This window comes from Flavobacterium silvaticum (assembly GCF_012911565.1).
In the GTDB taxonomy this organism is placed as follows: Bacteria; Bacteroidota; Bacteroidia; order Flavobacteriales; family Flavobacteriaceae; genus Flavobacterium; species Flavobacterium silvaticum.
The window spans coordinates 240,197-252,654 of record NZ_JAAMPU010000106.1 but is presented as its reverse complement, the minus strand read 5'-3'; the positions used below and the strand labels follow the sequence as shown (position 1 = coordinate 252,654).

The following is a 12,458-nucleotide window of genomic DNA, read 5'->3' as shown; positions in this document are numbered from 1 at the left end:
AACTTGCATATATGAAAATCCTCATCGTAGAAGACGAAACCGAAATCGCCAATGGAATAAAGAACTATTTCCAGCCAAACGGCGTGCAATGTGAAATGGCTTCCAATTCGCGCCAGGCCATCGAAAAAATCGAGATGTATGATTACGATTGCATACTGCTTGACCTGATGCTTCCTGATGGTGACGGATTCGAAGTCTTGAAGACCTTGCGGAATCTGGGGAAAACAGATGGTGTCATCATTATATCTGCCAAAGAAAATCTCGACACACGCATCGAAGGTTTCCAGCTTGGCGCCGACGATTATCTGACGAAACCATTCCATTTATCGGAACTTCTGGTGCGTATGCAGGCGTTGATCCGTCGTAAGAATTTCAAAGGGCACAACGTTGTGAAATTCAATGAAATTTCGGTCGATGTGTTTTCTAAAAGCGTCACGGTTAATGGCCAATTGCTCGACGTGACCAAAAAGGAAATCGATTTGTTGCTGTTCCTCATCGGAAACGAAAATAAAGTATTGTCGAAAGCCGCAATCGCCGAGCATCTTTCAGGTGATATGGCAGATATGCTCGACAACCACGACTTTGTCTACGCACACATAAAAAACCTCAAAAAGAAACTCAGCAAAGCCGGAAGCGGGGAATACATTTCCACAGTCTACGGATTGGGTTACAAATGGCAGAATGGCTAAGCTTTTAAATAAATCCACCAATAGTTTCCTGGCTTATGCGGTTGTCATATTGCTTATATCGGCACCTGTGTTTTACTACATCAGCACCTGGCTTTACATTTATGAGACAGACGAGGTACTGCATTTCCACAAAGGTGCATTCGTAAAAGAAAGCCATAAAGATTACACGGAAAAAGACATTACCGCCTGGAATAAATACAATCCGAATGTAACCATCGTGCCCGATATGGGCGTGTCGAAAGATTTCATTGTTGGCAAAGAATTATTCGATTCCATCGCAGGCGAACCGGAACCTTTCCGGTTGCTTTATTCGCCAATCGACATCAACGGAAAAAAATATACCTATATCGAAAAGAGCAATCTGGTCGAAATGGAAGGCATGGTGATAAGCATCGCGGTTATGTTCCTGTTAATCATCATAATACTTTTGGTTGGAATCATTTGGATTTCAAAGACTTCTTCGGCCAAAATCTGGAAACCGTTCTATGATACGCTGGGCCAGATACAGAATTTTGAGCTCGATAAAAACAACCAGCCGCATTTCAGCCCGACGAACATAGATGAATTCGACCGGCTCAACAAAAGCATCGATAACCTGATTCAAAAGAACCAGGCCGTGTACAATACGCAACGCGAATTCGTCGAAAATGCCGCACATGAGCTGCAGACACCTTTGGCTTTGTTCCAGGGAAAAATCGATATGTTGTTCCAGACGCAGGGTTTATCTGAGGAGCAATCCGAAATCCTGGGTTCGCTCAACAACGACGTAAGCCGGTTGAACCGACTCAATAAAAATCTGCTGTTGCTTTCTAAAATCGACAACGAGAATTATTTTGATAAACAGCAGGTTTCGATCCAGAATATTTTAGGCCGGAACCTCGATTTTTTTACGGAACAAGCCCATGCTAAAAATTTGGAATTGACTACAGATTTCAAAGATGACATCCAGATTTCCGCAAATTCCACATTGACGGAAGTGCTCATAAATAATTTGTTCCTGAATGCGATCCGCCACAATGTCCAAGACGGAATGATCAAGGTAACAATCAAGGGCAACACGTTGGGAATTGTCAATTCCGGACCACTGCAAGCGCTGAATTCAGGTAAATTATTCAACCGTTTTTCCAAGATAGATTCGTCTACGCAAGGCAACGGGCTCGGTCTGGCCATAGTCAAAAAAATCGCCGAGATAAATAACTGGGACATCGAATACGGTTTCAGCGAAAATTTGCACAGATTTAACGTTACCTTCGGCTAAATTCAAACTTCATTCTAAATCGTACCGCAGCTTTGCATCTGTAATTTCTAAATAAAATTTCAGATGAAAACCATTGCAACACTTCTGTTGGCTGCCACTTTTGCAGCAGGCGCTTCGGCCCAAAAGACGCAAGAGAAAAAACAAAAAACGAATGTCCCGGATAAGGTGACGGCTGCTTTTAAATCGGACTTCCCAAAAGCGCAAAAGGCAGAATGGGAAGCGGAAAAAAATGATTTTGAAGTAGGATTCAAACTCGATTCAAAAGAGTATTCCGCCGTTTATGACGCTTCGGGAAAACGCAAGGAAACCGAAGTCGAAATTCCAGCATCGGAATTGCCTAAAGCCGCCATCGCTTATTTGAAAGATAAGAAAGTAAAAGAAGCGGCACGAATCACCGATGCTTCCGGAAAAACGACTTACGAAGCGGAAGTTTCAGGCAAAGATTTCCTGTTTGACGAAAAAGGCAATTTCATTAAATCGGTCAGCGAATAATTTCCATGTTTCGAAAGTGCTTTTTACTGCTGATGCTTATTGGCCTTACTGCCGCATTCGCCCAGAATAAAACCGCAACGGTGTCTGGGCAAGTGCGGGAGAAAGCTACCAATATAGCCTTGGCTTATGCAAATGTGGCCCTCAAACATACCGACGGTAAAATTGTTTCGGGAACCATCACGAACGAACAGGGAAGATTTTCATTCGAACATGTGGCATCCGGGAATTATCTGGTTGAATACAGCATGATGGGTTTGAAGACGAATACAGTAGCTGTTTTTGTCGGAAACCTCAATGACTTTATCGAATTGCCGGTGGTCAACCTCGAAGCCGATTCGCAATTGCTTCAGGAAGTGACCGTCACCGCAAATAAGACCGAAGAAGTTTCAGCCAAAATGGACAAGAAAACCTTCAATCTTTCCGACAATGTTTCGCAAACCGGCGGTTCGTTATTACAAGCGATGCAGAATATGCCCGGCGTAAGTACGCAGGACGGAAAAGTACTGCTCAGGGGAAACGATCACGTCATGATTTTAGTCGATGGGAAACAAACGGCATTGACGGGAATCGCGAACCAGTCGGGACTTGACAATATTCCGGCATCAGCCATTGAAAAGATAGAAATCATCAACAATCCGTCGGCGAAATACGATGCGAACGGGAATGCGGGAATCATTAATATCATCTACAAAAAGAATAAACAAGAAGGTTTGAACGGAAAGGTCGGGATCGGTTCCGGATATGGCTCTTTGTGGGAACGGAAATCGAATCTGCCCACGATAAATCCGCAGTATTCACTGACACCGAAAATCAATCCGTCACTGTCCCTGAATTATCGGAAGGAAAAGATAAACGTGTATTTCCAGAGCGATTATCTGTACACGGAAACCCTGAACAAAAATGAATTCGTCAATCGTTTTTATGACGATGGAACCATTATCCACCAACAGACAAAACGCAATCGCGACACGCATTTCACCACATTGAAAACAGGTGTCGACTGGAATTACGACGATCATAATACCGTAGCATTTTCGGGAATGTTCGGCAGTGAAAAAATCGTCGATCACGGGGAAGAACCGTTTTTCAATTCCGATTTTTCGCAGCGGTTGCGATTGTGGCAATTCGTAGAGAACGAGCTCAAAACCACGGTCATGGCTTCAGCTTCGTGGAACCATAAATTCACCGAGCCGGGACACTTTTTCAACACCGGGATCAATTACACCTTCCATCGTGAAGATGAACGTTATGCGTTCAAAAATATACTGCCGGATTTCTCGGGAACCGATGCGTTTAAATTATTGTCCGATGAAAAAGTCATAGACGTAAATTTCGATTATACCAAACCGTTGAAATACGGGCGTATCGAAGGCGGTGTCAAATTCCGCAACCGTGAAATCCCGACCAATATGCAATTTTATCCGGGACAGAATTCACCCATCGATTCCACTGCCGGCGGACGTGCGACGTATCGCGAAATGATTCCGGCGCTTTATGGAAACTATGTTTTTGAAAATGCAAAATTCGAGGCCGAAGCCGGTCTGCGTATGGAATATGCGCATTTGAGATACGATGTCGACCCGAACCATCCGACATACAAAAGCGATGGATACGATTACATCAAGCCGTTCCCGAATCTGCGTTTGGCATATAAACTGGCCGAAAAAGACAAGGTTTCGTTATTCTACAACAGACGTGTCGATCGCCCGGCCGAAATCGATATCCGCATCTTTCCGAAGTACGACGATGCGGAAATCATCAAGGTTGGAAATCCGGCGCTTCAACCACAATTTACAGATAATGTCGAGTTGGGTTATAAGCGCACTTTTTCGAAAGGCTATTTATTCGCATCGGCTTATCACAAATATGTACGTGGAACCATTTCGCGAATCGCCAGTTCGATGGACGGAAGCAATTTGATTTATAATGTTTTCCAGAATGCCGGAAAAAGCTATGCTACCGGAATCGAGTTTTCAGGATCGTTACAGATAGCTCCTTGGTTCACCTCAAACCTGAACCTGAACGGATACAAGAATCGCTTTGATGCATTTACCGTGACCGTTCTATATCCGCAGCCGAATACGATTTACACTCCGGCATCTGGCATTTATTCCGGAAGCGTCAAATCGAACAACACGTTCAAGCTCGGAAAGACTGCTGTTTTACAGGTTTCTGCAGCTTGGCTCGCGCCAGATATTATTCCACAGGGAAAAACAAACGAGCGTTTTTCAGTCGATGCCGGAATTAAGAAAACCATACAGAAAGGCAAAGGCGAAATCTTTTTGAATGCGACCGATCTCTTCAACACGCTTGTGATCAAAAAGGAAGTTTACGCCGACGGTTTCCGTTATCAAAGCAGCGATTATTATGAAACCCAGGTGGTTCGTTTCGGGTATAGCTACAAGTTTTGATTTGTCCTGAAAGTTAATCCAATGTTAATTCAAAATTAATTCAAATTCACGTTGGAATCTTGCGTGAAAAAATAGCCCTTCATGCTTAAAAGGTTTTATTTCGCAGGCAGGTTTTCGCTGCTTTTTATTTTCTGTTCCTGGTTTCTCATCACCTCATTTTTAATACGGCTTTCGCTTTTTACCTGGCAATCGCAAGATGTGTCCTGGCATGTTTTTGATGTGACGCGGACGTTCCTCGTGGGATTGTTTTTTGATGTGGGAACAGTCAGTTACGCAGCGATTCCGGCACTATTGTATTATACTTTTTTCCCGAATAAATGGATTGGTTCTTGGGCCGATAAAATCCTGGTCTGGTTCTTCACGACGCTTACGATCTTTATATTGATTTTTGCCTTTTTCGCCGAATTCACATTCTGGGAAGAATTCCGCAGCCGTTTCAATTTCATCGCAGTCGATTACCTGATTTACACGCATGAAGTGGTGTCGAATATCCAGGAATCGTATCCGCTGCCCTTGCTGATTGGCGGAGTCGGTATTTTGACGGCTGCGGTATTGTTCCTGTTTTACAAACGCGGGGCTTTTTCCGAAACATTCAGCTTTACGGCGAAATGGCATCAGCGGTTAATTATTTTCGGCGGATTTTTATTTGTCGCTTTTTTATACACCGCCTTTATCAAAAATACAGTTGCCGAATGGTCATCTAACCGATACAATTCAGAGATTTCAAAATCCGGCATCTATTCGTTTTTTGCCGCGTTCCGGAACAACCAGATGAAGTACGATGAGTTCTACACTTCTGTTGAAAACGACAAGGCATTTAAGATGGTTCGCCAAAAGCTGCAACAACCGAACAGCAAATTCACCAGCACTGATTTTTCCGTCCACAGGACCATAACCGATTCCGCAGCTACGGCCGAAAAGAAAAATGTGGTTTTTATTCTCGTTGAAAGCCTCAGCGGAAGTTTCCTCAAGGAATTCGGGAACCAAAATAACATTACCCCCTTTTTAGACAGCCTCGCACAAAAAAGCGTGTTCTTCAGCAACCTGTATGCAACCGGGACACGCACGGTGCGCGGTATGGAAGCCGTCACGTTGTGCATTCCGCCGACGCCTGGACAAAGCATCGTGAAGCGTCCGGAAAATGCAAATCTGTACACAGTAAACAGTGTGTTCCAAAACAAAGGATATGTGTCTAATTTCTTTTACGGAGGCGACGGCTATTTCGATAACATGAATGCTTATTTTGGCGGAAACGGTTTCAATATTTACGATCGCGGTCGTGGAAGTGTGCTCAGCGATGCCATAAAAACAACGCGAAACAACATTGCCGATAACGAAGTGACGTTTGAAAATGCATGGGGAATTTGTGATGAGGATATCTTCAACAAAATGCTCAAAGTTGCCGATACCTATCATTCGCAAAACAAGCCGTTTTTCAATTTCGTCATGACTACTTCGAACCATAGGCCGTATACGTATCCATCGGGTAAAATAGATATTCCGTCGGGAACCGGTCGCGACGGAGCCGTCAAATACACCGATTTTGCATTGCGTGAACTATTCCGGAAAGCCAAACAAAAACCGTGGTTTAAGAATACGGTTTTCGTCATCATAGCTGATCATTGCGCGAGCAGTGCCGGAAAGGATGAAATCGATGTGGCCAATTATCACATCCCGGCCATGATCGTGAATTTGCCTGAAAACCTCAATCAGAAAATCGATAAGCAATGTTCGCAGATCGATTTGTTCCCGACGTTTTTCTCGCTTATGCATTGGAGTTACGATTCGGATTTTTTCGGCAAGGATGTTTTTGACCCCACATTCGAACAACGCGCTTTGGTGGGAACGTACCGGAAACTGACGTTGATGAAGCAAAATAAAGTGATGATTCTGTCCGACCAGAAAAAGCAGAATTTCTATTCGTACGACGTAAAGGACAACAGCCTCAAACCGCTTCCGATGGATCGGTCGTTCCTTGACGAAACCATCAGTTGGTATCAAACCGCAGATTATCTGTTTACGAACAAACTGCTCAAGTAATGTTGTACCTGCATTTCATCGTCAACCCGATTTCGGGAAAAGCCAAACACAATTTATCGGCTACCACAATCCGGAATTATTTCCCAAGGAGCGAATTCAGGATCGAGGTCGATTACACCAGGCACAAAGGGCATGCGATGACTTTGGTGCGTGATATCGTGACCAAAAATCCGGATTACGTCATTGCCTGCGGAGGCGACGGAACCATAAACGAAGTCGCATCTGCGTTGGTGGGAACGGGAATCATTTTAGGAATCGTGCCCGTAGGTTCCGGAAACGGCCTGGCTTCGAACCTCAATATCCCGAGAAGCATAGAAGGTTCGTTTGAAATTATCCGCCAACTTGAAGCCACGACCATCGATGTGGGGAAAGTCAACGACTGTTTCTTTTTCAGCAATATGGGAATCGGCATAGATGCCCAAATCATCAAAAAATACGAGCGTTCCGGAAACAGGACATTGAAGGCTTATGTGACTGCGGCTTTGTCGGCGAGTCTATCGTATAAACCAAAAAAAGCAATCGTCAAAGTCAACGGAGATTCAGTTGAAATAGATCCGTATCTGCTGTTCATTTCCAACTCAAATGAAATGGGTTACCACATGAGCCTGACGCCTGCCGCAAGCCTTTCCGACGGTTTGCTGGATGTGCTCATCGTAAAGAAAATCCCACTCATGCAGCAACTTTTACTCGGGTATCGCGTACTCACGAACCGGGTGGAAAAATTTGGGAAAGCACAGCACCAATTGGTGAAACAGATAGAAATAAAAATGCCTGAAACGCTTTTGATCGATGCCCAGATAGACGGTGAATTCAAGAGTTTCAAAACGAACAGACTAGATGTTTCGGTTATTCCGTCCGCATTGAAAGTATTGGTTTAATTTCCGTTGGTTGTCACCTTTTCAAAAGTCAGGTATTCCCAGTCGTCTGAAGTGTAGGACAACAAGCTCAACCGGCCCGCTTCACGGGTTACGATAGCCCATTTTCCATTGATATACTTAAAAGGTTCTTTGCGCGGGAATTGAATTTTGAACCCGAAATCGACATCGGGCGAATCGTCTGTTGCCGGATCGCTTTCTACGTGCCATTTGCCTTTGATGGTGTCTGATTTGCTGCTTCCTACAAGTTCGTTCGCGGATGAAAAAGTAAATATGTAATCCTGGAATTCAGCCTTCATGGATTTTCCGTTGACCTTGTAATTTGAAATACGCCATTGGTCTTGGGTGAACGCTTTGGTGAAATCCGGATTTGTGATAAAAGTGGTGCCCAATTGTTCTTTTTCGGAACAGGAAACCATCACTATCAAAATTAAAACCGATAAAAAAATACGCTTCATAATTGTTGTGTCAAAATGTTTTTACAAAACCGATTCCCATATTGCGGCCGTCATAAGTAGGCATGACCATGGTAGATGAGGTTCCGTTCTTTTCATGGTGTCCGTTGAATACTTTCTTGTTGATCCACGGATTGAGCCAGTAGGCGACTTTGGTGCTCAGAATCCCGATTCCGGCTCCGGCTGCAACGTCGGTGAGCCAATGGCGGTTGTTATAAATGCGGAACAAACCGGTTCCCGTAGCAACAGCATAACCCGCGACACCATACCAGATAGACTTGTCTTTGTATTCCTGCCATAAAAATTCGGCGCCCATAAATGCATTTGCGGTGTGTCCCGATGGAAATGAATTTCGTGCGCTTCCGTCCGGACGTTCAATACGGGTAATCGATTTCAGGCTGAAAACGGTCGCATTGCAAATCAGGAAAGATGTAAGGTAAATGGTAGCTCGCGTCTTCAGATTGTTTTTTGCTTTCACTCCGGCGGCATCGAGCGCAAAAACAGATACGGCTGGCGCCCATTGCGAAAAATCATCGATGGTTATTTTCCTGTCGATATCTTCTGTGACCTCTTCACGTATGCCGAGGTTCCAGCTTTGGATCTGGTCGCTTTCAATCCCTATCAGTCCATAGCCAATCAAAGCTGTCGGAATGATTAGTGCTTCATAATGAAAGCGGTTTTTTTTGATTGAATCTGTCGAAATGCTGTCGACAACTGCATTTTGTGCTTCGGAACGATGTTGTGCCACAAGGGCTACGAACAATAAAACTGCGGTCTTTCTCATGTTTGTGGAGTTTAGGAACGTAGTTTTATGTCATAAGTGGAAAAGAAATTTTTAAGCCCGAAACCGAATCAGGTGATTGATATTTTTAGCGAAGTACATATGTAATTCTGAATTTATTCTGAATTCTAAAATGGTTTTGGTGCATGAAAGCATCATTGTGTTTTGATTCTGTTTAAGCAGAGCCAAGCCCATAAGATGTGGAGAAATATCTTGTGGATTTTTAAATCTCCACATCTCCGATTGCCACAAAAAAATAGGTTGAACATGACGGATTAGTGTATGCTGTCGGAGTGATTGATTTTGGTCGGATTAGGTATGAAAAACCGATTTTTTTTGAATTGCCTATCTTTATTCAAACTACGTATCCAATGTTCAAATTTGCCTATTGCTGTGCCGTATGTCTTTCGCTCCTTATTTGCCGGGCACAAAAAATACCGGCCGATAAAATAGACGCGGCGTTCATCCAAAGCCAGAAGCAATATTCACTATTGGCAAACAGCGCCACGGCCGGCCATTATCCCAAAACATACCATGCCGATAAAAATGCCGTCGAAACCAGTGACTCGGGTTGGTGGTGCAGCGGATTTTTCCCTGGCACATTAGTATTGCTCGACGAGGTAAAACCAGCTGCAGGATTAAAGAAGAAAGCAATCGGAATTCTATCGGATTTAAAAAAAGAACAATTCAACACCTCTACGCACGACCTCGGTTTCATGATGTTCTGCAGCTTCGGGAATGCCCAGCGTCTCGATCCGAAAAAGGAATACGAAGAAATCCTGATGAACAGCGCCAGATCGTTGGCGACACGTTTCAATCCGGTTGTGGGTTGTATCCAATCTTGGGATCCGGCTCCGTGGAATGGCGCAGGGAAAGATGAAATGCCAGTAATCATTGATAATATGATGAACCTCGAATTGTTGTTCTGGGCGACGAAATACAGCGGCGACAGTACGTATTATAAGATTGCTGTGCGTCATGCGGATACGACACTGAAAAATCATTTCCGCCCCGATTACAGTTCGTATCATGTGGTGATTTACGGAAAGGAAGATGGAAAGATGCACCGGCAGATAACGAATCAGGGAGCGGCCGATTCTTCTGCCTGGGCGCGTGGTCAGTCTTGGGGTTTGTACGGATATACGGTGATGTATCGTGAGACGAAAGACAAAAAATATTTGCAGCAGGCACAGCATATCGCCGATTTTTTACTGCATCATCCGAACCTGCCTGAAGACAAAATTCCATATTGGGACTACAATGCGCCAAACCTTCCGGATGCGCTGCGTGATTCATCTGCGGCATCGATCATGGCATCTGCTTTATTGGAACTGAGCCAGTATTCCGACACTAAAAAAGCTGCTGAATACAAACAGGCATCGGAACAAATTCTGACCACATTACTTTCGTCCGAATATTTTGCAAAGCAAGGAACGAACGGCGGATTTTTACTAAAGCATGGCGTTGGAAATATGCCGAACAAAACCGAAATCGACACCCCGTTGAGTTACGGCGATTATTATTTTATCGAAGCCTTGATACGCTACAAAAAACTTGAGAACCTGTAACATGAAAAGATATTTTTTACGCTTGATTTTGCTTTTGCAGCTTGCAAATTCCAATGCACAGGAAACGTTGATTACGAATGTTGAAGGGCGACGGAATATTTCACTAAACGGCACCTGGCATTACATCATCGACACCTACGAAACGGGCTTTTACGATTACCGTTTCAAGGAGCGGAAAGAGACCGATAACGGCGCGTATTGGAACCGGAACACGCCAAAAAGCAAGTCGGATTTGATCGAACATCAGTATTCGGATAAAAGCAGCATCAACGTTCCCGGCGACTGGAATTCCCAGGATCGTCAGTTTTTGCATTATGAGGGAACGGTTTGGTATCAGCGGGATTTCGATAAGCCGCAGATGCAAAATAACGATGAGGTTTATCTCTATTTCGGTGCCGTGAATTATGAAGCACATGTGTATCTGAACGGCAAAAAACTCGGTACGCACAAAGGCGGATTCACGCCATTTAATTTTAAAATCCCGAAAGAGTTATTACTTGAAAAAGATAATTTCCTTGTCGTAAAAGTTGACAACAAACGACACGCCGATGAGATTCCGACATTGAATACGGATTGGTGGAATTACGGCGGAATAACGCGTGATGTAAAATTGGTTATCGTTCCGGAAACATTTATTTCACAGTACACTATTCAGTTGGACCAGCATCAGGATATTTCAGAATCGATTCGGAAAAAAACATTTCAGGTTTCGGGTTGGATCAAATTAAATCAAGCCACAAATTCAAAAGCGGTTGTTGAAATTCCAGAGCTTAAATTCCGCAAAGAAATCGATGCAAAATCAGACAGTATTTTCTTTTCATCGGCACTAAAAAATATCCAATTATGGTCGCCCGAAAACCCGAAATTATACAATGTAAAATTCACCTTCGGAAATGAAATTATTTCGGAAAAGATCGGCTTTAGAAAAATCGAAGTTTCAGGTAAAAAAATACTACTCAACGGACAGGAAATTTTCCTTCGCGGCATATCGATACACGAAGAAATCCCGCAACAGATACGCCGTGCCCACAGCCTTGACGATGCCAAACAGTTACTGGGCTGGGCAAAGGAATTGGGTTGTAATATGGTTCGCCTGGCGCATTATCCGCACAACGAAAACATGACGCGGCTCGCCGATGAAATGGGCCTGTTGGTTTGGTCTGAAATCCCGGTGTATTGGACCATAGATTTCACGAATCCCGAAGTGCTGAAAAAAGCAAAAAAACAGCTCGATGAAATGATAGAACGTGACCGCAACAAAGCATCGATAATCATCTGGTCGGTTGGTAACGAAACACCTGTGAGCGAGGCAAGGACGACGTTTATGAGTACGCTTGTAAAAAGGGCAAAATCGAGGGATGATTCGCGGTTAATTTCTGCGGCACTTGAAGTCAGCGGAGAAGGTAATCTGAATAAAATAGATGATCCGCTTGGCGCATTCGCAGACATTGTTTCGTGCAACGAATACCTGGGTTGGTACAGAGGTTTGCCAAATGATTGCGAAACGGCGAAATGGGAAACCATTTATGATAAACCGTTGTTTTTCAGCGAAACCGGAGCCGATGCCAAAGCAGGTTTCCATGCCGATAAGCTCACGCGTTTCAGTGAAGAATACCAGCAATGGTATTTTGAAGAGCAGATTGCCATGATGAAACGAATGCCCGATAATTATGTGGGAATTTCTCCGTGGATCCTGGCCGATTTCCGAAGCCCCAAACGCAACAATCCGGAGTATCAGGAATTGTGGAACCGCAAAGGATTGATTTCTGATGAAGGTGTGAAAAAGAAAGCTTTTTTCGTGCTTCAGGACTATTATAAATCCATCATTTCAGACGACAATGCAAAGCGGCTTAAAAAGTAAATCACTGGCTTTTATTTTTTTGTTTTTT

At 43.8% G+C, this 12,458-nt stretch carries 10 protein-coding genes; 8 read left to right on the top strand and 2 right to left on the bottom strand.

Going from position 1 to position 12,458, the window contains the following annotated elements; genetic code table 11:
• The first annotated feature begins 11 nt into the window (after positions 1 to 11).
• The 6 genes from G6047_RS11550 (at position 12) to G6047_RS11525 (ending at position 7,768) form a co-directional block, all read left to right on the top strand.
• Entirely contained in the window at positions 12 to 689 is a 678-nt protein-coding gene (locus tag G6047_RS11550) for a response regulator transcription factor (protein ID WP_169527770.1), read from the top strand.
• The gene (locus G6047_RS11545) at positions 682 to 1,947 is read left to right on the top strand and encodes a sensor histidine kinase (RefSeq protein ID WP_169527769.1); all 1,266 of its coding nucleotides are present in this window, start codon (positions 682 to 684) and stop codon (positions 1,945 to 1,947) included. The genes G6047_RS11550 and G6047_RS11545 overlap by 8 nt, the downstream gene beginning before the upstream one ends.
• Positions 1,948 to 2,010: 63 nt before the next feature.
• Positions 2,011 to 2,439, top strand: a complete 429-nt coding sequence (locus G6047_RS11540) for a PepSY-like domain-containing protein (RefSeq protein ID WP_169527768.1) — start codon at positions 2,011 to 2,013, stop codon at positions 2,437 to 2,439.
• 5 nt (positions 2,440 to 2,444) lie between these two features.
• Positions 2,445 to 4,850 (top strand): TonB-dependent receptor domain-containing protein, encoded by a 2,406-nt coding sequence (locus G6047_RS11535; RefSeq protein WP_169527767.1) that lies wholly within the window; start codon positions 2,445 to 2,447, stop codon positions 4,848 to 4,850.
• A gap of 81 nt (positions 4,851 to 4,931) precedes the next feature.
• Positions 4,932 to 6,890 (top strand): LTA synthase family protein, encoded by a 1,959-nt coding sequence (locus G6047_RS11530; protein ID WP_169527766.1) that lies wholly within the window; start codon positions 4,932 to 4,934, stop codon positions 6,888 to 6,890.
• Positions 6,890 to 7,768 (top strand): diacylglycerol/lipid kinase family protein, encoded by an 879-nt coding sequence (locus tag G6047_RS11525; RefSeq protein ID WP_169527765.1) that lies wholly within the window; start codon positions 6,890 to 6,892, stop codon positions 7,766 to 7,768. The genes G6047_RS11530 and G6047_RS11525 overlap by 1 nt, the downstream gene beginning before the upstream one ends.
• Here G6047_RS11525 and G6047_RS11520 read toward each other — a convergent pair.
• Both G6047_RS11520 and G6047_RS11515 read right to left on the bottom strand, forming a co-directional pair.
• Complete coding sequence (locus G6047_RS11520; RefSeq protein ID WP_169527764.1) at positions 7,765 to 8,223, bottom strand: hypothetical protein; 459 nt, start codon at positions 8,221 to 8,223, stop codon at positions 7,765 to 7,767. The genes G6047_RS11525 and G6047_RS11520 overlap by 4 nt on opposite strands.
• Positions 8,224 to 8,233: 10 nt before the next feature.
• Positions 8,234 to 9,004 (bottom strand): phosphatase PAP2 family protein, encoded by a 771-nt coding sequence (locus G6047_RS11515; RefSeq protein WP_169527763.1) that lies wholly within the window; start codon positions 9,002 to 9,004, stop codon positions 8,234 to 8,236.
• Between the two features lie 368 nt (positions 9,005 to 9,372).
• On the opposite strand from G6047_RS11515, the gene G6047_RS11510 reads away from it, so the two are divergent.
• Entirely contained in the window at positions 9,373 to 10,569 is a 1,197-nt protein-coding gene (locus G6047_RS11510) for a glycoside hydrolase family 88 protein (protein ID WP_169527762.1), read from the top strand.
• A 1-nt stretch (position 10,570) separates the two neighbouring features.
• On the top strand, positions 10,571 to 12,430 hold the full coding sequence (locus G6047_RS11505; RefSeq protein WP_169527761.1) for a glycoside hydrolase family 2 protein: 1,860 nt from the start codon (positions 10,571 to 10,573) through the stop codon (positions 12,428 to 12,430).
• The last annotated feature ends 28 nt before the right edge of the window (positions 12,431 to 12,458 follow it).